We start from the raw sequence: 20,623 nt of genomic DNA on the forward strand, positions 1-20,623 counted from the left end.
TGCAGTATTACTTTTGTAACAGAAAGGTTGCATATTATGAAACATACCGATTTCCCCCAGAAACAGGGACTCTATGATCCGCAGTTTGAGAAAGATGCCTGCGGAATGGGTTTTGTTGCTCATATTAAAGGAAGACCATCCCATGATATCGTAAGTCAGGCACTCACGATGCTCGGCAACATGGAGCACCGCGGCGGTCAAGGAAGCGAACCGAACTCGGGTGACGGCGCAGGAATTATGATGCAAATCCCGCATGCTTTTTTTGTCGCAGAGGCTCAGCGCCTTGGATTTGCGCTGCCGGAGCAGGGCAAATACGGAGCAGGGATGCTGTTCTTGTCTCATGATCCAAGCGTACGGGCTAATCACGAGGAGCAGCTTGCAGCGATTATTGCAGAGGAAGGCCAGACTCTGCTGGGCTTCCGTGACGTGCCGACGAACGATGAAATGTTGGGTAAATCCGCAAAGGCAGCAAAGCCTTATGTTCGCCAAGTATTTATTGGACGCAGTGAGGATATTCAGGATGATCTCAGCTTCGAACGGAAGCTTTATGTGATCCGCAGAAGAGCTGAACTTGCTATTCGTTACAGTGATGTGCCTGAAGGGGATACTTTTTATGTATCCAGTCTTTCTTGCCGAAAAATTGTATACAAAGGCATGTTGACGACCATCCAGGTCGGACAGTTTTTTGTGGATATGCAAGATTCACGCGTTGAATCGGCCATTGCGCTCGTCCACTCCCGTTTCAGCACGAACACATTCCCTAGCTGGGAACGTGCCCATCCGTACCGCTTCATGATTCATAATGGTGAAATCAATACCCTGCGCGGAAATGTGAACTGGATGCATGCCCGTCAGTCACTCTTTGAGAATAAGCTGTTCGGAAGTGATCTGGACAAAGTCAAACCGGTCATCAATCCCGACGGATCCGATACGGGCATGTTTGATAATACGTTTGAGTTTCTGTACTTGAGCGGACGCTCTCTGCCGCATGTTGCGATGATGATGGTGCCGGAACCATGGAACAACCACGAAAGCATGAACGAAACGAAAAAATCATTCTATGAATATCACAGCACGCTGATGGAACCGTGGGACGGACCGGCGGCGATGGCATTTACTGACGGTATTCAGATCGGTGCTACATTGGACCGCAATGGACTTCGTCCGTCACGTTACTATGTCACCAAGGACGATTTGATTGTTCTGTCTTCTGAGGCGGGTGTAGTCGATATCCCTGCGGAAAATGTGCTGTATAAAGACCGTCTTCGTCCTGGACGGATGCTGCTGGTCGACACGAAGGAAGGGCGAATTATATCCGACGAAGAGGTCAAGGCGAGTATTGCTGCGGAACTGCCTTACCGGAATTGGCTGGATGAGCATCTCGTGAATTTGGACGATCTTCCGGAAGCGAAGGAGCTGCCGAATCCGAAACATGAAAATGTGCGTCAGCTGCAGCAGTCATTTGGCTACACATTCGAAGAGCTGCGTAAAGTGATTGAGCCTATGGCTCTGACGGGAGCCGAGGCGATCGCTTCCATGGGATACGATGCTCCGCTTGCCGTGCTATCGGATCGCCCGCAGCGTCTGTTTAATTATTTCAAGCAAATGTTTGCTCAAGTGACGAATCCACCGATCGATGCCATCCGCGAGGAACTGATCACATCGACGGCTACGACGATAGGACCTGAGCGGAACCTACTGAATCCTGAGCCTGAGAGTTGCCGTCATATCCGGTTGGATTCCCCGGTGCTCTCCAATGAGGATTTTGCAAAAATCCGCCATGTGCATCGTCCGGGCTTTAAGTCCATGACCATCCCTATTTTCTTTACAGCAGCTGATGGTGCCGAGGGGCTCCGTCAAGCTTTGACGGGATTGTGCGAGGCGGCAGACCGGGTAATCGCTAAAGGGCATAACATTCTGATCCTGTCTGACCGCGGCGTAGATAAGGAAAATGCGGCGATTCCATCGCTGCTTGCTGTATCAACGCTTCATCACCATCTTATCCGTCAGGGCACGCGGACGAAGGTTAGTATCTTGCTGGAATCCGGCGAGCCTCGTGAAGTGCATCATTTTGCGCTCCTGCTCGGTTATGGTGTTAGTGCGGTGAATCCTTATCTGGCATTTGAAACACTGGACGATATGATTCAAGAGAAAATGCTGCGTGGCATTTCCCATGAAAAGGCTGTTAAGAATTTTATCAAAGCGGCAAGTAAAGGCGTGGTAAAAGTATTATCCAAGATGGGGATCTCCACGATCCAATCATACCGTGGCGCACAGATCTTTGAAGCTGTGGGGCTCAAATCAGAGTTTGTAGACAGCTACTTTACGTGGACACCATCCCGGATCGGCGGTATAGGATTGGATGAAGTTGCTGCCGAGACACTGGCTCATCATGAGCGTGCATTTACCGATAAGGATGGCAATGACAAGGTGCTTGATTCAGCTGGTGAATATCAGTGGAGAAGTGGCGGGGAAGAACATTTGTTTAACCCGAGAACGATTCATCTGCTTCAGCAGGCAGTCCGCACGAATGACTATGAATTGTATAAGAAGTACGCCAAGCTTGTACAAGGTGAGAGTGAACAGCACTTAACCCTGCGTGCGCTGCTTAAGATCAAACCGGCTGGCGAGCCTGTTCCGCTGGAGGAAGTAGAGCCGATCGAGAATATTTTACGCCGTTTCAAAACCGGGGCAATGTCATTCGGCTCCATCAGTAAGGAAGCTCACGAAAGTCTCGCGATTGCGATGAACCGGATCGGAGGCAAGAGTAACACGGGCGAGGGCGGTGAAGACCCAGACCGATTCGTTAAGGATGCCAATGGGGATTCGCGTCGCAGCGCTATCAAGCAGGTTGCTTCGGGCCGGTTCGGCGTAACATCGAATTATTTGGTGAATGCCGATGAGATCCAGATCAAAATGGCTCAGGGGGCTAAACCGGGTGAAGGCGGACAGCTGCCTGGACGTAAGGTATACCCTTGGGTAGCTGAAGTCCGCGGCTCTACACCGGGTGTGGGACTCATCTCGCCTCCTCCGCATCATGATATTTACTCCATTGAGGATTTGGCAGAGCTGATCTATGATTTGAAAAATGCGAATCCGCGTGCGGATATTAACGTCAAGCTCGTGTCTGAGGTCGGAGTCGGTACGATTGCGGCTGGTGTGGCTAAGGGACGCGCAGACATCATTTTGGTGAGCGGCTACGACGGAGGAACAGGTGCATCTCCACAAGGTTCTATCCGCCATGCAGGCATGCCGTGGGAGCTTGGACTTGCTGAAACTCATCAGACGCTAATTCTGAACAACCTGCGTGACCGTGTCGTGCTGGAGACTGATGGAAAGATGCTGAGTGGCCGTGACCTGATCGTCGCTGCCATGCTGGGTGCCGAGGAGTACGGTTTCTCCACAGCTCCGCTTGTTGCGATCGGTTGTATTATGATGCGTGTGTGCCAGATGGACACCTGTCCGGTTGGCGTAGCAACTCAAAATCCGGAGCTTCGGAAGAACTTCACCGGAGATCCGGCGCATGTCGTCAATTTTATGACCTTTATTGCCCAAGATGTACGCGAGCTTATGGCTTCACTCGGTTTCCGTACGATTGAGGAGATGGTGGGCCGTACCGATTGTCTGGACGCGGTGAAGGCGGATGATCACTGGAAGAAGAAAGGAATCGACATTTCCGCTCTTCTGTATTCTCCAGAGCTTCCGGAAGGCAGCTCCAGATTCCGCACCAAACGTCAGAATCACGGTCTAGAGGAAACGCTCGATCTGCGCTTCCTGATGGACAGTGCGGCTCCTGCGCTGGAATCAGGGGCTACGGTTCAAGGCCGATTCCCGATTACGAATGTGGATCGCGCGGTAGGTACGATCCTAGGTAGTGAAGTTACACGTAAATACGGAGCAGCCGGACTGCCGGAGGATACGATTCAGTTCACCTTTGACGGTTCGGCAGGACAGAGCTTTGGTGCGTTTATACCTAAAGGAATGACGCTTACCGTGGAGGGGGACAGCAATGATTACATCGGAAAGGGACTTTCCGGGGGCAAGATCATTGTCAAACCATCACCAAAGGCGACCTTCGTAGCCGAGGAAAATATCATCGCTGGTAACACCGCATTTTACGGAGCAACGGGTGGAGAAGCCTATGTGCGTGGCATCGCAGGTGAACGTTTTGCAGTTCGTAACTCGGGCGCCCATATCGTAGTAGAGGGCGTGGGTGACCACGGCTGTGAATACATGACAGGCGGACGGGTTGTCGTTCTTGGAGATACAGGACGTAACTTTGCAGCCGGAATGTCGGGCGGAATTGCCTATGTGTATGATCCGAAGGGAATGTTGGTTAATCTCTGTAATTTGGAGATGGTCCTTCTGGAACGCGTGGAAGACCCGAAAGAAGCTTCCGCTATATTCGGTATGATCCAGCGCCATTCCATCTATACGGACAGCAGTCTGGCACAGAATATTGTGGATGACTGGGACCAGGCGCTCCAACAATTCGTTCGTGTCATTCCGAAAGATTTCAAACGGATGATGCTGCAGATCGAAAAAGTTCAGGAACAGGGGCTGACGGGGGAAGCTGCGCTGCTTGCTGCCTTTGAAGCAAATATGCGTGAGTTGGCCCGCGCAGGCGGCAACTAGTTGATCTGATTTAAAAGACCCAATTATCAAACTCGTTTTACAAGGAAACACGATGCGATCTGTTTAGAACGCATCGTGTTTTTTTAGTATTCGACAAAAATAGAACCAAACGGTAGGACAATGGTTCCAACGTACGACAGTACTATAGGCGTGGGTCAGGTATAATATCGATAAGTAAGTAAAAAAATTATTCAACGAAGTAGAATACATTAGGGATGGAGAGCCAAAAGTAGATGAGAAGTGAGGTTGGACATTGATGAATGTAGAGAAAGAGGCCGGATCAGGGCAGAGGGAAGGGCAGAGAGAAGGGCAGGTGCAGCATACAAAGACAGACTTAGACATCTACAAGCTCCTGAACCAAATGGGAATCCATCCCGACAAATGGCTGCAGTTTCAAAGAGAGAAAGAAAGACTATGAATGTTCATCATTCCCGATCTGGGAGTTGAGGATAAAATCCCCGGCTGGCTGTATGTGATCAGCTTACCGGGGGTTTTTCTGTAACTTCTTATTATATTTATTTCATCATACGTTCCATTCTTACAAAAGCTATAAAACGCTTGGCTTCTTCTTCCGTCAGCTTCCGCCCATCTACGGTCAGATTAAAGCGCTCCAGCAGATCGTGATCAGACAATTCTAAGTCGTCGACAAATTCACGGACGTCGGGGTCCATGTTCATTTTCTCTAGCTTAGTCCGTCCAATCAAATAGTCGATGGTAACATCGAAACGGTCAGCAAGACGGGTGAGTGTTTCAAAATCAGGCTTGCGACGGTTTTTTTCATAGTGAGATAATGCTGCACGAGTTATCCCCACCGTAGTTGCTAATTCTTCCTGGGTCCAGCCCCGCTTTTCTCGTAATTCTGCTATTCGATTTCCGTAATTCATGTATGGGTCCTCCTCAGATTGCTTGGGAATGCTCTATAGAAGCGTATGGATAAATTAGAAGGTTCATCCGAACGTATTTCATATTGACGAGATACACATTGTATCGTAATATTGGAGAAGAAAACCGATACGATATGTATCACGGCGTGACGATTAGTATCATTTTATCCATGAGCTAGATGTCTCATACCAGAAAATCACGGAAAAGAAGGAGTAAAATGAATATTTACATGTCAAATAATGGACAGAGATCCATAAATGTTGGGATATCTGTTACGGCTATCGGAAGGTTAAACATCCATGGTCGAAGCCATCAGGTGATTCCGCTTGAATTGAGCCCGGAAAAACTTCTTTTCCTGTGTTCGTGGGATATTCCTTTGTCCCCGAACCTAAAGTTTTGCTATGAATTGGATGATTCCTATGACCTCCTACGGGTTACTGGAGGCTCCTTGACGAAAGAGCTATGGAAAGAATACAGTCTGTATACAGCCAGACTGCAGGCCTCCGAGAATGAGAAACTTCGGCTCACGGGTATGTTAAACCGGATGATGTGCCATTACATCTGTGAATCACCGATTGTTCTCTACAATAAGATCGGAACAGGATTAAACGACAACCTGTCCCGTCGACTGATGAATACGATGATTCAATAATTTTGGTTACAAACATTTTACTATATTTACGTTGCTTGGTCATTAGTTCTTTTACCTTATATCCATGCGGGGAGATACATATTGTACTGTAAATGGACAGTTGAAAGAATGCCGGATTTAGAGGATTAGAGGCGTTCATGAACTGCAGGAGGATAATTGGATGTCCAAAAAGTTGAAATATACTGTCTGGCTGCTAGCATTCCTTCTAATACTTGTTGCAGGGTACGGTGTATATATGTATCAATTGGTTAAGGCAACGGCTGATCATATTTATGAAGAAAGGGACCCCTCACCTTCTCTTCCTGTTAATGCCACGGCTGAGGTTAAGGCCCAGGTTCAAGCAAGGGAACCGGTGAATCCTGATAGACTTGACCCATTTACCGTTCTTGTTCTTGGAGTCGACCAAAGACCCAATGATCGAGGACGTTCAGATGCTATGATATTACTCGCAGTGAGCCCGGCCAAGAAATCCATATTGATGTTCAATATTCCGCGAGATACCCGTACAACTATCGTAGGTCATGGAACAACTGACAAAATAAATCATGCATATGCTTTTGGCGGCGTCGATATGTCAATTCGCACCGTAGAGGATTTTTTGAATTTTCCAATAAATTATTACATTAAAGTCGATATGGAAGGATTTTCACGAATCATCGATTCCTTGGGGGGAGTTGATGTTATGAATACATTACAATTTGACTATGAAGGTTATCATTTTGCAAAAGGGGAAATAACCTTGAACGGGGAAGAAGCTCTTGCCTTTTCACGTATGAGATACGATGATCCCAGAGGAGATTTGGGACGTAACGTGCGACAGAGAGAAATAATGAGAGAGCTAATCAACAAATCTTTAAAGATCTCGACGGTTTTTAAGCTGCAAAATATCCTTAATGAAGTAGGCGAAAGTGTAAAGACCAATATTTCGTTTGAAGAGATGAAAATATTCATGAAGGATTATCACAATGAGTTGGATAAGATTGAGCAGGTTGAAGTTAAAGGTTACGGAGAAAAGATTAATGGGATTTGGTACTATATGGTCAATGATGAGGAAAGAAACAGGATGAATACCTTGTTAAAAGCTCATATGCAGTAATACTCCTATGTGTATTTACCTATTTGGATTCACGCAAAAGTACCCCCTTTAGCATCGCAAAGGGGGTACTTTGTTTTAGAGTGAGTCTGGAAGACAAATGATTAATTAGTCTTTTAGTTCCAAAGCCTTCTTTACGGATCTGGACTGGGGCGGATTCCTTCTTCCGATAATGTAGTCAATGGAGACGTGGAATTTATCGGCGAGCCGTGTCAAGGTTTCTAAATTCGGTTTTCTGCGATTTTTCTCATAATGTGATAATGATGCCCGGCTAATGCCAATCGCCTCTGAAAGTTCTTCTTGAGTCCACCCATTGTTCTCACGCAGTTCTGCGATTCGATGTCCGTACAACGTTCATCTCCACCTCCCTTAAATCATTGTTAAATCTCAAGAAGTAACATAATTAATGCTTCACATGATACAAAATGTATCGCAAATTAACGTTTTCGTCAATACAGCTTGTATCCTATTTTCGAAATAATACAAAATGTATCCTGCTGCGCATAAGCACTTCGACAAAGGCTCTCACATTACGTCAATATGTGGGTGCTATCTGGTGTTAGTATGATACAGTAGAACCAGTAAATTATGAGAAAATATCTATTTTTTGTTGACAAACTTTTCAATATTATATACATTCCAATTATAGATACGTTCTGTATCACCATCAGGTATCTCCATGGGAGAGGATGTTGTTAGGCATGAATGAATTGAGAATGTACTGTGTCCGTTGTTGTCGAGTTGTGTCTCTTGCGGAAGGTGGAAATTTGTTTCGAACCGGTTTTTTCAAATATGATATCCCTATGGGGCTCTGTCAGGACTGCTCAAGGATACCTCCACTTCAGTCATCGCTAATGGCACCACTCAAGAAGGAAAGTATGTTACTATAAACGGGATTAAATTGAAGCTATGGTATAGGCATGACAGTTGCAAAGGAGTAAATAACATATGCAGGAACCGCTGGTAAGGCTGATGGGTGTGACGAAAATAATCGCATCCAAGGCATTGGTCCAGGATCTTACTCTGGATATTCCCGCAGGTCAGGTATTTGGCTTTTTGGGGCCGAATGGTGCGGGGAAGACAACGACGATCCGGATGATAGTCGGTTTGATGTCGATTACGAAAGGGGATATTCTCATCGGGGGGCATAGTATCCGTGAGAATTATGAAAAGGCCTCTTCCCAGATCGGTGCAATTGTTGAGAATCCGGAAATGTATAAGTTTTTGACAGGTTATAAAAATTTGGTCCATTATGCACGGATGATGCCCGGCATTTCAGAACAGCGTATTCACGAGGTGGTTGAGCTGGTCGGACTTACGGACCGGATCCACGATAAAGTGAAAACCTATTCCCTCGGTATGCGGCAAAGATTAGGTGTAGCACAAGCACTGCTGCATCGGCCGAAGCTGCTCATACTAGACGAGCCAACCAATGGACTTGACCCGCAGGGAATCAGGGAGCTTCGTGACTATTTGCGTAAATTAAGTCGTGAAGAGGGAACAACGGTATTCGTTTCCAGTCACCTGCTCTCCGAAATGGAACTCATGTGTGACACAGTTGGCGTCATTCAAAACGGCAAGCTGATCGATATACGGCAGCTGCGTACTTCAGAAGGAGAACGGGCATTCGAGGAAACAGCCTTCGAAGTAAGCGATGTTCCGCGAGCTGTTCAGCTGCTAGCATCCTTTCAGCACAGAGTGCAAGGAAATCGGGTTATTATCCGTGGGGACCGCAATACGATCGCTGAGATTAATGCAGATTTCGTGCGTGGCGGTGTTCAGGTGTATGGAATACAGCCAGTCACCACATCGCTTGAGGATCAATTTTTGGAGATGACGGGAAGTGAAAGCCATGACTGATTTTTTTAAGCTTATCGCCAATGAGAATATGAAGATATACAGCCGAGTCCGCACATGGGTGATGCTCGGGATTCTGGCCGCTTTTAATGTGCTCATGCCCGTTCTCATGTACTTAACCGGAGCACCAATGGATCTATGGACATCCTTTACGTGGACTGAGAGTTTTACCTTTATGCTGAACACGATATTTACAGTAGTTATCGCCGCAGATATTGTGGCGGGGGAGTTTACGTGGGGAACGATCAAGCTCCTGTTAATTCGCCCTTGGAGCCGGGGAAAGATCTTAATGTCCAAATTTCTGGCTATGATTCTATTCTCTCTGCTTGGGACGATTATCGTGGCGGTTGTTGGCATGTTGTCGTCAGCGTTGTTATTCTCCGGTCAGTCAGCGATCTCCTTGAGTTCGGAAGGAGGTATGGAAGCTTCATTGCTCCTGCTACTGACCGATTACATCGAGCTGTTTGTTATAGCGCTTATCGCTTTCATGATTTCCACGGCTTTTCGTTCTAGCAGTCTTGCGATTGGATTATCGATGCTCATGTTGTTTACGAAGGATTTGTTCGGCTTACTGTTTAATCCCGAAAAATATGAGTGGGCGAAATATATTTTGTTTCTCCATATTGATCTCAGTGATTACATTCATTCGTCCGTTGGGCCCGGCGGGGTCGGGATCGGATTCTCTATTGCTGTGTTAGTCGGGTATTGTTTGATATTTGCGATTATATCTTGGTGGGCTTTCTCCAAAAGAGATGTTGCCGCTTGATATTTTTGAGGTCCTTACTATTCCGGTAAGATAAAAAGAGCTCCTTCGGCAGATTTGCTGTCGAAGGGGCTCTTTAGGTTGAATGTGTATGGTACCGTGAATGACCTGGCAGGGCCCCGGTAGACCGTGAGGAGAGTGGACTGATATTTCGTTACCCTGCTTCGGGTCTTTGCATGGGTATCGTCTCAAGAGCAGACTTGCCAGGCTCACTGTCGGCCGCCGGACTCTCCATGTGACTCGCCCCATTAAGAACGCCGCCCTCCATAATAATAAGAGATGAAGCAATGACATCACCATGCATTTGTCCGGTCGGGGTGATGGTCAGCTTACCTTCGGCTGCGATATCACCGTACACCTTACCCGCTATGATCACTTCTTTGGCTGAAATGTTGGAGCGTGCAACTGCGCTCTCACCGATGGTCACATTACCCTGGCTTTCAATGGTGCCATTAAATTTCCCATCGATCCTCAGATCTGCGTCGCAATTCAGAGCGCCCTCAATATGGCTGCCCTGACTGATGAGTGTGCTAGTGCCCGCAGATGAAAACTTATTCCTTTTAGACTTTTTCACACCAAAAACCTCCTTATTACTTTTATTGAACGTACGGGAGCGGGTTTACGGTCTGGTTGTTCTTGACGACCTGAAAGTGAAGATGCGGACCGGTACTGCGTCCTGTGTTCCCAAGCTTGCCAATACGTTCGCCTTGCTTAACCTGATCTCCGGCCTGAACATCTAGACTGTCGAGGTGCATATACCACGTCTCGAGCCCGTTCGGATGACGAACAACGATGTACAATCCACGTACACCGCTTCGTTCCGCGGTAGTTACAGTGCCTGAACCGGCGGCAAATACCGGATCACCTCGCTCCCCTGCGATATCAATTCCGGCATGATAGGCGGACCGTCCGTTAAACGGGTCGTGTCGATAACCGAAACTGGAGGTAAGGCGCTTGGAGAGCGTGGGCCACTGCGTTGGATTTCCTTCACGTTTACTTTGAGTCTCAACGGCCTGATCCAGCGTCTTGGGAATATGGCTCTCCATCGTCTTGATCAGGTCCTGAATGGCCTCAAAATCATCTTTCGTTTCTTCAGCCAAATTGAGCATTTCGTTCTCATGAACGGCAATATACTCTCCTCCGACATTTCCGCTGTCCAGAGACAGAGAGGACGTCTCCTCTCCAGCGGAGCCGTGTTTTTGGATAAACTGCTGCAGCTCAAGCTCCAGTTCCTTTACCCGTTTCATCTGTGTCTTGGTCTGTTCTGCTTCACTAGAGAGCTGGATAATCGCTTTATTCAGTCGCTCAATCGCTTCTTCTTTGTTGGTAACGGTAACTTCCATTCTGAGCGATTCCAGGCTTTTAAGTGTAAGTTGCTGTTCCAGCTCCGAAATCGTACGCGCAGAGTTGATTTGCATGGAAACAATCAGACTGGATATAGAAAGGATTGCAGCGGCGGGTACAGCGATCATCAATGGCTTGGACAAATGAACCTGTTTGACCGAGTGCTGGGCATCCCGGAGCACCAGCAAGGTCATACGTTGTTTCCGGCGCTTGTTCTTCATGGCATCCCCTTTCATTATTTCTGTGAGTAGCAAAGGTAACGATAAAGAGTTGGACGGATCCTTATTCTCTATGTATTCTACTTTTGCGAGAAACATGTCAAAAATATTAGAAGATGGTGGTAGTGTTCATTCTTGTTGCTGATTGGGTATGTATTGAATAAATACATAATTGAATGGTCAATGATGTAGTTATCATATTTTTTCAAGTTAGGGGGCTGCCGGTATGCTGTGGCTTCTGCTTGCACTTATCGCATTCATATGCCAAATGGCTGCGGTGCTGCTGCTGGAATTCAGAAATCCGTCCAAGACCGTGGCGTGGTTGTTTATTTTATTTTGTTTACCACTGGTCGGCTTTGGGCTCTATTTTTTCATGGCTCAAGACTATCAGCATCGTCTGAAGATTCGTAACCGGGGAACGCGTCTGTTTCAGGAGATCAAGGAGCAGTTGTGGAAAAAAGCAGCCGTGGTCCAGCAAGCATCAGACATGCATAATGACGAATTCCATCATAATCTCCGCCTTTTCAATTTGCTGAACCATCTCTCGGAAAGTCCGATCACGGGGTGTAACCGAAGCAAGGTTCTGACCGATGGGGAGGAAACATATGCGGCTATGCTACAGGCCATGGAAAAGGCGAAAGATCATATCCACGTTGAGTTTTATATTTTTCGTAATGACACGATCGGGTCGAAATTTCAGGATGTGATGACCCGTAAAGCTAAGGAAGGCGTCAAGGTACGCCTTATTTGCGACGGACTGGGCAGCTACAAGCTAAAAAATTCATTTGTACGCCGGTTTAAAGAGTCGGGGGTGGAGGTTCATTTTTTCCTTCCAGCGATGATTTCGGTGTTAGATCGTAGAATCAATTACCGGAACCATCGGAAAATCGTAGTTGTTGACGGAACCGTCGGCTTTCTCGGCGGTATTAATGTCGGTGATGATTATTTAGGGAAATATCCGGAAATGGGCTACTGGCGAGATACACATCTGGAAGTGGAGGGGGATGCGGTTTATTTTTTGCAGAACGTTTTTCTTCAGGACTGGAAGCTTGCTGCAGGGGAGAAGATTGTAGATCTGAGTTTGTTTCCCAAGCACCACTGTACGGGTGAAGAACAGGTACAGATTTTGAGCAGCGGACCTGATATGACTTGGAACGCGATTCAGGAAATGTGCTTCGGCTCCATCTCGGTAGCCAAGGAACGGATTTGGATTACGACACCGTACTTTATTCCGGACGAAGGATTATATGAGGCAATCAAGACGGCGGCGGTCAGCGGTGTGGATGTGCGCATTATTATTCCGGACAAGGCGGATTCCCGTCTTGTTAAGCTGGCTTCACTGTCTTACGTGGAGGATCTGCTGACGGCAGGGGTAAAATTTTACGAATACAAAAAAGGGTTTATTCATGCAAAGGTACTGATCGTTGATAATTTAATTGGTTCTGTTGGCACGGCAAATATGGATATGCGGAGCTTTTTCTGTAATTTCGAGCTGACAGCCGTCCTCTTCGATAAGGAAGCGATTAACCGCTTAGTCTCCGACTTTAAGGAGGATCTGCTCAACAGCGGTTTAATCGATGTACAGAAGTTCCACGAACGGGGCAGACTACAGAAGTTTTCTGAAATATTATGCAGGATGCTGTCTCCACTGCTATAAACGATGTTTAAAACAGTAAAAAATGGATGATAAAGCGTTACGATCTATTTAAATTCCATATATCGCCCTTTCATTTTATGTTAAAATAAACTTATAAAATAAAGCTTATAAATATACACTTGGCTTTATTGCAAAATGATCGGGGGAATTTTATGTCCAGTGAATTAAATGTTCTAACGCAACCGCCGCAGTCTCAGCCGCAAATGCAACCAACGCAACAGCCGAAAAAACCAACCTCGAGATCACTCCAAGCAAGACTTCTTCGCCGGTTTATATTTTTGACACTTGGAGCAACATTGATGGCTATCGGTCTGGAGATATTTCTCGTGCCGAATCGGATCATTGACGGTGGTATTACCGGAATCTCGATTATGGTTTCGCATATCACCCAGATACCACTTGGCGTTTTCCTCACACTCTTCAATCTTCCTTTCTTATTTATGGGGTATAAGCAAATCGGCAAAACGTTTGCGTTGTCCACACTTTTCGCCGTTTTGGTTATGTCGGTAGGGACTTACCTTCTTCATCCGGTGTCCCCGCTTACCATTGATCCGCTTCTGGCTGCTGTTTTTGGTGGCGTTATACTCGGGGTCGGCGTTGGTTTGGTTATCCGCTCGGGCGGGTCGCTTGACGGCACAGAGATCGTAGCTATCCTGATTAACAAAAAATCACCGTTCTCCGTCGGTGAAGTCGTCATGTTCATTAACTTCTTTATTCTCGGCAGTGCAGGCTTCATCTTTGGTTGGGATCATGCGATGTACTCTCTCATTGCGTATTACTTGGCTTTCAAATTGATTGATATTACGATCGAAGGTGTTGATCAATCTAAATCGGTATGGATTATAAGCGAGAAGTATAAGGAAATTGGCGATGCGCTCACTCAGCGTCTGGGTCGCGGTGTAACTTATCTGGATGGGGAAGGTGCTTATACCGGTGACAGCAAGAAGGTTATTTTTGTAGTCATTACCCGGCTTGAGGAAGCGAAGCTGAAATCCATCGTTGAAGACTGGGACTCCCAAGCGTTTCTTGCGGTTGGTAACATTCACGATGTGAAGGGCGGCCGTTTCAAGAAGAAAGATATTCACTAAATCTCTGTTTGAGCATCACTACGAATGCGGATTATTCTTCCGATCGCTGTTGCCCCCAGATTTCTTTTATGTATTTATATAACGTTGAAATCCGGGGACAGCTTATGCTTCCGAAGCGAGCTTTCCGAAGGAAAGCTTTCGGGCGAACGCTACGCTTCTCCAAAATAATTCCGCCTTCTCCGTTGAAGCTCTTTGATATCTTTAGTTCAATCTATAGTACGGGTATAATAAACAAACCGCTCCGGAATACCGGAGCGGTTTGTTGTTGAATGAGATTATGAAACTGGTGGCTGATCAGTACCTTGCGTTTCCTGCGTTGTAGAAGAAGTCTCTTGAGTTTCGTCCTTGCTGCGGCGTGTCTTCTTACGTATCCAATTGAATACTCCGACAATGACAGCAACGATGATGTACCAGAACTTTTTGAGCAGAAGCAGCAGGCCAACCTTCTTGGCCACAGCCAAACCTGCACCTCCGAGAATCAATCCGGTTAAGCCCATCTCGGCAACCTTATCGGTGGACTTATCGAAATCCTCATAACGCTGCCCTTGAACAGCTGAAAATTTAGGCAAAATCTCGTTGGACAAAATTGCTGCCGCTTCTTTGCGGTTTTCGGTGCCGCTGACGAGTATGATGCTAAGATAGCCTTCCCGGGTAAGCAGCTTTACCTGATAGTTTACAAATGGTTCCTTGTTGGAATCTTCCAACATAAGCGACCAGGTTAAGTTTTTTGTGCTATGGTCATAGAATGGTTCAACATCCCACCCTGTAACAAAAATATGATCGCTGGCGGACTTTTCTTCGTTTTGTGCCTCAGTACCCTCTTTAATCTGCTTGAGGATTTTGTCTGGCTTGATCTTTTCCTTCTCTGCATTTTTGATATAACCCGAATCAACATAGTCAAAATACACAAACCAGTCTTGACCTTCGATCGGACCTATACCGGCAACCTCTTCCCCTGTCAGGATGTTTCCTTGCATTGTTGAGAACTTTTTAACGTCTTCTTTATTCAGATAGAAGAAATCTTCACCGAGATCAAGCGTTCCTACGGTTCCAATCTCCACCTTAACTCCATTTCCGCCTTCGACCGGGGTAATACTACTTCCGGTAGCTCCTGCAACGGTAGGGAGTGCTAACATCATTACAATCAAAATGCTAAAAATTCGTTTCAATACTACATCCTCCAATATTCTTAATATGTCAAATCAAAACTTTGAACATCATATCACAGCTTCCTAATATGTACTATATCAGGATTATTTGATGGATTTTTTCATAAATATACTAATTTACTCGTATAAGAGGGTAATTTATATCATTGCATTTCGGCTGTGATAGGACAATATGAGTGGTAAATTTGTCTTGTGTTTCATTTACATGATAGAAAATTGTCAGTTTCATGCAGGAAATGTCGTTTATTAGTCGTTAATACCCTGAAATATATGTAAAAAATGATCGTAAATTCCCACGCTAGACATCCTCTTTCATCCAAATTGAGTTGTTTATAAGAACGTATGTTTGTTATAATGAAATCTAATACACTTGGGATACGGTATTGTTGAGGGTGAAATAGGAGGGATGAGCTCATGACCAAAACGATATATGAAGAAATAACGGCCAAACAGACATTGAATCGGGTGAAAGAGGAGAAGATGCCATTTGATTGGTCGATCAATCCTTACCGGGGGTGCGCGCATGGTTGCAGCTTTTGTTACGCCAGGGCGTTTCAATCGTTCATTGGAATGGGGGCTCAGGATGAGTTTCAGCATCATATTTTCATAAAAAATAATGCTGCTGAGGCACTGAAGACACAGCTGACCGTTATTGCGAGGAAATTCGGACACGATATTGAAGCGGTCCGCCGACATATCGGTCAAGTGACAATTGGCACAGCTACAGACCCTTATCAACCTGTTGAGAGCAAGACCGAGATCACGAGGGAGTGTCTTAAACTGTTAGCCAAATATCGTATATCCACGAGCATTACGACCCGGTCGCCGCTTGTGCTCCGGGATCTGGATATTTTGACTCGAATGGATCAAGTCTCGGTCAATATCAGCATTAATACATTGGATGATAATATAATTCGTAAATTGGAGCCGGCTTCGCCTCATCCGGCTAAACGAATGGAGACCGTGCAGCGTTTATCACAGCATGGGATTCGGACAGGGATCTTCGTTGCGCCGGTGCTGCCGTTTCTGACGGATCGTGAAGAGCAGATGAATCAACTGCTCTATGCTGCTAAGGAGGCAGGTGCGGAATTTGCGATGATTTCTTTATTGCGTTTGTCTCGCGATGTGAAGGACTGGTACATGCAGACGTTAAGACATCAATTTCCAGAGGTCGTTTCGTTGTACACCAAGTTGTATAGTGGATCGGCTTACGCCGAAGATAGCTATGTCTCTTCGTTTAAAGAGCTGGCACAAAAATTGCTGCTGAAGTATGATCTGACCGGTATGTCCAGTGGACATGGGGGCAGGGCTTCCAATCCGTTTGGCTCCATTGCTGAGAACGAGGCACCTTGGGCGGTATCGGCCATAAAGGTCGGAGGTGATCAGCTATCCGGCCAAAGCTTATCCAGCTTGGAGAAGTCAGGTGACTTTGAGTTTCTGCGTGAAGAACGTAATGATAAAAGAGGTGCTGCCCCAACACCGACAGAAGGCAGGCGCAGGGGCAAACTTCCGGCTCCGTCGAGCCCGGTAGAGCAAGAGGAGCTGATGCCGGAGATCGAGCAGTTGTCGTTTCCTTTTTAGATATCCTCTGTAGAACTATTTTCGTTTGGATGACAAGTGACGCAGTATGGGCTCGAGCGGCTGAGGAGGTAGCAACGCTAGCAAATCACCTTTCTCTTGAAGCCGCTCCACGATATTGAGAAGATGAAAGTCTGAGAGTGAAACATTCTGAGACACCTCTTCCCAGGTCAGCGGGGTGGAGACGGTAGCCAATGGCCGGGCTCTCGGTGTATAGGGTGCTGCTAGCGTTCTTCCACTGTAATGTTGAAGGTAATCAAAATAGATATTGTCGCCGCGATTTTTCTTCAGCCTTTCAATCGTGAACAGCTTCGGATGCTTCTCGGTGACATATTGGGCGACGAATTGCCCAATAGTGCGAAGCTGGTCAAATGTCATCCCTTCGGGGATCGGTACGATGATCTGCACGCCCGTAGCACCTGATGTCTTCGGTACGGATGAAATACCAAGTGAACGGAGTACACTGCCAACGATAGCTGCGGCTTCCATGATTCTGGGCTCTTCCGGCTGCGAGGGATCGAGATCGATCATCCATTCGCATGGAAGTGTGCTATCGGCATAATGCAGAGACGGATGAAACTCAAGCGCGGCAAGATTGCCAAGCCACAGTAGTTCGGGAAGCCCGTCTAGCAGAACATAATTGATATTTTCGTGTATGGCCGTTTTGACAAATGGAGGGGTCGGCTCCGGAGCATTTTTTTGATAGAAGAACTCACCAGGCACCCCGTGTGGATATCGGATCGTTGTGAGAAGCCTTCCGCGGCAGTAGCGGAGCAAGTATGGGGACAGCGCGGCTAGCTTCTGCAAATACATCGCCTTCGTAATTCCAACCTCGGGCCACAGCGGTTTGTCGGGATTCGTAATCTGGATTTCTTGGCCTTCGATGGTTAGCGTGCCTTTGATCTGTTTTTTCATGGTTAACCTAGCCCTTGAATTCCAAGCAGCTTGGGATGACGCATCATTCCGTCCTGGCTCCACTCCAGAAACGTTACTTCAACGGTTAACGGTTTGCTGAGCCAAGCGAGTGTTTCTTTTTTTAAATCGGTGTGCAATTCCTTCCAGCGTGCACTGCCTGAATGTAATCCGGCGTAGTGTAGCAGCTGCCGCTTGGTCTGTTCGTTCAGCCCTAGTGACGCTCTGCCGATGTAGGAGCCGTCATCGCCTGCCAAGACGAGACTGGCGACACGCCCTTCCCGGATAATCATCGCAATCGCCTCCGTTTTCAATCGTACGGCAATTTTTTTCTTGTACCAGTCTTGATGTTTCTTTCCCTCACGATAGGGGGAGGATAGACGCTTGATCACAATCCCCTCCCAGTCCCGATCCTCAGCCCACTTCCATAAACTCTCACCATCATTGAACAGATCTGCGACGAGAAGTCCCGGCTTGTTGGCGACAATTTGCTGCAGCCGCTGATGGCGTTCAATGTAAGGCAACTGCCGCATGTCGCGGTCACCATCAAGTAGTATGTCAAACAGAACATACGTAAACAGGGGAGCGTTCGTGCTGATGGCACGCGAGCGCTCCCTCTGCAGAACTTTTTGGAAGACCGGACGGCCAAGCTCTGGATGGAAATACACAACCTCGCCGTCCAGAATCAGACGGTGCTCCTTCAGCTCTGATAGGGATCGGGCAACTTCGGGGTACAGCGCTGTCTTGTTCAGCAGTTTACGGGAAACCAGTGATACTTCACCCCCATTAAGGAGTGACAGGATACGAACACCGTCCCATTTCAATTGATATCCCCACTCGCTTCCTGATGGAATGGTTTCCGTCACGATAGGCGCCATGGGCTCTTTAGGAAGATAATCCTTTAAACCGTTCATGCTCAGGAACCTGTATCGGTCTTCTTGGCTTTCGTTGTACGGCGTTTCGGTTTAGGCCCTTCGAGTTCTGGTCCTTCACCGCTGACTTTGGCTGTCGCTTCCTTGGCAGCGGTCTTGCGAGTCGTTTTCCGGGGTTTCGCTGTCGTTCCCGGATCTGTTGCAATCGGCGGCTTGACGGCCTCAATGCTTGCCTGAAGCGCGGCCATCAGATCAACCACATTTGTTTCCTGACGTGCAGGAGCGATCTTCACTTCTTCACCGGCAACTTTACTGGAGATCATGCCCTGCAGACGCTCACGGTAATCATCACTATATTTTTGTGGATCAAAGGGGGAGGAGAGCTGTTCAATCAGCATACGTGCCATCGTCAGCTCTTTGTCGTTTACAGTTGTGTTTTCCGGCAGGTTAGGCACCTGGGAGATCGGACGGATCTCATCGGGGTAAAATATCGTCTCTATCGCCAGACATTCATCGATGACTCTTATGGCAGCCATACTGCTCTTGGAGCGGATCGCAATTTTGGCAATGCCGATTTTGCCGGACTGTCTCATCGCTTCCAGAAGCAGACGATACGCATTGGCTCCTGCTTGATCGGGTGACAAGTAATAGGTTTTCTGAAAATAGATCGGATCAATTTCCGTTAAATCAACAAAATCAAGAATCGTAATATTTTTACTGTTCTGTTCCGAAAGCTGCTCCAGTTCTTCTTTTTCAAAAAGAACAAACTTCCCCTTTTCATACTCGTATCCCTTGTTAATCTCCTTCCAGCCGACTTCTTCCTCGCAGACCGGACATTTACGGACATAAGAGAGTGGACTTCCGCAAACTTTATGGACATATCTCATAGAGATATCTTTGTCCTCGGTGGCGGAGAACATTTTGACGGGAACGTGAACAAGTCCGAAGCTGATGGCGCCTTTCCAGACGGTATGCATCTATGATTCCTCCCTATCATTTTTTGAAGGACGGCAAAGCCGTTTCTACTTGATTAGTTTGCCCAAAAAAAGACTCTATATAAGTTGATGTATAAAGGCGTGAACATTGAGGCATATTGACGTTGGAAACACAGTGGGCTCTACCTTTGTGTGAGGAGGTGTATGAATGACCATGGAGCACAGTGAGAGTAAAGAATCGGAACACGATTACAATAAATCGGAGGCGCATTTTACCGTGGAACCGGTAGACGGTGAAATACTGAACTGGAATAGCTTGACTTCAAGTGATAGTGAGATGACTCGCGAGTCCACGATGCTTGATATCGACCGGATGGTCAATGAGGGTCTTGCTGGCGGCAATGTGACAGAAGATAACGGGATGATAGGTTCTACAACAACAGATACGATGAAGACGGTGGACGAAACACCGGGAAATACAGAGAAAGGGGAATAGAGATGGAACTGGATCGCGCTTGGAGTATTTTTAAGTCTGATGATACATTTAAGGTAAAGCTGGAAGGTGAGCCGGTATGGATTGAACATATCGATCAGGCTAACGGCATGGCGACGGTTCAAGTCGGCTCACGACCGACAGATACCGTGACGGTAAATGTGGAGCGCTTGGAAGAAGGCGAGTAATAGGAACCATAACGTGCATTCGAGTGGCGTAAGAAACACCTTTTTTCGGATGATTGCCCTTAGTGGATCACCCGGGGGAAGGTGTTTTTTCGGTTTTGAATCATTCTTTGAGAACATAGGCAGCGGGTTAATGGATTATGCATGTGTTAGATATGGAAGTGGATGATCCAAATATGATATATTTCATGCTCATCTGGCTCCCTTGCGGCATGCTGTAGAGACCGATATAATTAAGGACAAGTTAAATCACTCAGTAGTCACGTCAAAAGGTGGGTATACAATTG

General features: G+C 46.8%; 18 protein-coding genes and 1 pseudogene. 11 read left to right on the forward strand and 8 right to left on the reverse strand.

Going from position 1 to position 20,623, the window contains the following annotated elements:
* Positions 1 to 36 precede the first annotated feature (36 nt).
* Positions 37 to 4,635, forward strand: a complete 4,599-nt coding sequence (gene gltB, locus AC2TF5_RS04700; RefSeq protein WP_491301075.1) for a glutamate synthase large subunit — start codon at positions 37 to 39, stop codon at positions 4,633 to 4,635.
* A gap of 256 nt (positions 4,636 to 4,891) precedes the next feature.
* Positions 4,892 to 5,053: a hypothetical protein gene (locus AC2TF5_RS04705; RefSeq protein WP_491301076.1), complete on the forward strand. Its 162-nt coding sequence runs from the start codon at positions 4,892 to 4,894 to the stop codon at positions 5,051 to 5,053.
* A gap of 97 nt (positions 5,054 to 5,150) precedes the next feature.
* Here AC2TF5_RS04705 and AC2TF5_RS04710 read toward each other — a convergent pair whose 3' ends face one another.
* Positions 5,151 to 5,519 (reverse strand): helix-turn-helix domain-containing protein, encoded by a 369-nt coding sequence (locus tag AC2TF5_RS04710; protein ID WP_208917943.1) that lies wholly within the window; start codon positions 5,517 to 5,519, stop codon positions 5,151 to 5,153.
* 218 nt (positions 5,520 to 5,737) lie between these two features.
* Between AC2TF5_RS04710 and AC2TF5_RS04715 the strand changes: the two genes are divergently transcribed.
* Positions 5,738 to 6,172: a hypothetical protein gene (locus AC2TF5_RS04715; RefSeq protein WP_491301077.1), complete on the forward strand. Its 435-nt coding sequence runs from the start codon at positions 5,738 to 5,740 to the stop codon at positions 6,170 to 6,172.
* A 160-nt stretch (positions 6,173 to 6,332) separates the two neighbouring features.
* Positions 6,333 to 7,268, forward strand: a complete 936-nt coding sequence (locus tag AC2TF5_RS04720) for an LCP family glycopolymer transferase (protein WP_491301078.1) — start codon at positions 6,333 to 6,335, stop codon at positions 7,266 to 7,268.
* A gap of 108 nt (positions 7,269 to 7,376) precedes the next feature.
* On the opposite strand, the pseudogene AC2TF5_RS04725 reads toward AC2TF5_RS04720, so the two are convergent.
* Positions 7,377 to 7,616 (reverse strand): annotated as a pseudogene (locus AC2TF5_RS04725) (helix-turn-helix domain-containing protein); the annotation flags it as partial.
* 597 nt (positions 7,617 to 8,213) lie between these two features.
* On the opposite strand from AC2TF5_RS04725, the gene AC2TF5_RS04730 reads away from it, so the two are divergent.
* Both AC2TF5_RS04730 and AC2TF5_RS04735 read left to right on the forward strand, forming a co-directional pair.
* Complete coding sequence (locus AC2TF5_RS04730; protein WP_491301079.1) at positions 8,214 to 9,125, forward strand: ABC transporter ATP-binding protein; 912 nt, start codon at positions 8,214 to 8,216, stop codon at positions 9,123 to 9,125.
* On the forward strand, positions 9,118 to 9,888 hold the full coding sequence (locus AC2TF5_RS04735; protein WP_491301080.1) for an ABC transporter permease: 771 nt from the start codon (positions 9,118 to 9,120) through the stop codon (positions 9,886 to 9,888). Before AC2TF5_RS04730 ends, AC2TF5_RS04735 begins: the two co-directional genes overlap by 8 nt.
* A gap of 151 nt (positions 9,889 to 10,039) precedes the next feature.
* Here AC2TF5_RS04735 and AC2TF5_RS04740 read toward each other — a convergent pair whose 3' ends face one another.
* Both AC2TF5_RS04740 and AC2TF5_RS04745 read right to left on the reverse strand, forming a co-directional pair.
* The gene (locus AC2TF5_RS04740; RefSeq protein WP_491301081.1) at positions 10,040 to 10,459 is read right to left on the reverse strand and encodes a bactofilin family protein; all 420 of its coding nucleotides are present in this window, start codon (positions 10,457 to 10,459) and stop codon (positions 10,040 to 10,042) included.
* A 22-nt stretch (positions 10,460 to 10,481) separates the two neighbouring features.
* On the reverse strand, positions 10,482 to 11,450 hold the full coding sequence (locus tag AC2TF5_RS04745; protein ID WP_491301082.1) for a M23 family metallopeptidase: 969 nt from the start codon (positions 11,448 to 11,450) through the stop codon (positions 10,482 to 10,484).
* Between the two features lie 223 nt (positions 11,451 to 11,673).
* On the opposite strand from AC2TF5_RS04745, the gene cls reads away from it, so the two are divergent.
* Together cls and AC2TF5_RS04755 are read left to right on the forward strand one after the other, a co-directional pair.
* On the forward strand, positions 11,674 to 13,104 hold the full coding sequence (gene cls / locus AC2TF5_RS04750; protein ID WP_491301083.1) for a cardiolipin synthase: 1,431 nt from the start codon (positions 11,674 to 11,676) through the stop codon (positions 13,102 to 13,104).
* Positions 13,105 to 13,256: 152 nt separating this feature from the next.
* A complete protein-coding gene (locus AC2TF5_RS04755) occupies positions 13,257 to 14,192 on the forward strand; it encodes a YitT family protein (RefSeq protein ID WP_491301084.1) in 936 nt (311 codons plus the stop codon).
* Between the two features lie 275 nt (positions 14,193 to 14,467).
* Here AC2TF5_RS04755 and AC2TF5_RS04760 read toward each other — a convergent pair whose 3' ends face one another.
* A complete protein-coding gene (locus AC2TF5_RS04760) occupies positions 14,468 to 15,361 on the reverse strand; it encodes a DUF2167 domain-containing protein (protein WP_491301085.1) in 894 nt (297 codons plus the stop codon).
* A gap of 414 nt (positions 15,362 to 15,775) precedes the next feature.
* On the opposite strand from AC2TF5_RS04760, the gene AC2TF5_RS04765 reads away from it, so the two are divergent.
* Positions 15,776 to 16,942 (forward strand): SPL family radical SAM protein, encoded by a 1,167-nt coding sequence (locus tag AC2TF5_RS04765; protein ID WP_491301086.1) that lies wholly within the window; start codon positions 15,776 to 15,778, stop codon positions 16,940 to 16,942.
* A gap of 15 nt (positions 16,943 to 16,957) precedes the next feature.
* Here the strand turns inward: AC2TF5_RS04765 and ligD are convergent, their stop codons facing one another.
* From ligD to ku, 3 genes are read right to left on the reverse strand one after another with little or no spacing between them, the layout of a single operon-like run.
* A complete protein-coding gene (gene ligD, locus AC2TF5_RS04770; protein ID WP_491301087.1) occupies positions 16,958 to 17,854 on the reverse strand; it encodes a non-homologous end-joining DNA ligase in 897 nt (298 codons plus the stop codon).
* Between the two features lie 2 nt (positions 17,855 to 17,856).
* On the reverse strand, positions 17,857 to 18,765 hold the full coding sequence (locus tag AC2TF5_RS04775; protein WP_491301088.1) for an ATP-dependent DNA ligase: 909 nt from the start codon (positions 18,763 to 18,765) through the stop codon (positions 17,857 to 17,859).
* Between the two features lie 2 nt (positions 18,766 to 18,767).
* A complete protein-coding gene (gene ku / locus AC2TF5_RS04780; protein WP_491301089.1) occupies positions 18,768 to 19,700 on the reverse strand; it encodes a non-homologous end joining protein Ku in 933 nt (310 codons plus the stop codon).
* 166 nt (positions 19,701 to 19,866) lie between these two features.
* Here ku and AC2TF5_RS04785 point away from each other — a divergent pair, with 166 nt between their 5' ends.
* Positions 19,867 to 20,154 (forward strand): hypothetical protein, encoded by a 288-nt coding sequence (locus tag AC2TF5_RS04785; protein WP_491301090.1) that lies wholly within the window; start codon positions 19,867 to 19,869, stop codon positions 20,152 to 20,154.
* A 2-nt stretch (positions 20,155 to 20,156) separates the two neighbouring features.
* On the forward strand, positions 20,157 to 20,339 hold the full coding sequence (locus AC2TF5_RS04790) for an H-type small acid-soluble spore protein (RefSeq protein WP_208917957.1): 183 nt from the start codon (positions 20,157 to 20,159) through the stop codon (positions 20,337 to 20,339).
* Positions 20,340 to 20,623 lie beyond the last annotated feature (284 nt).

The organism is Paenibacillus sp. JNUCC 34 (assembly GCF_058269055.1).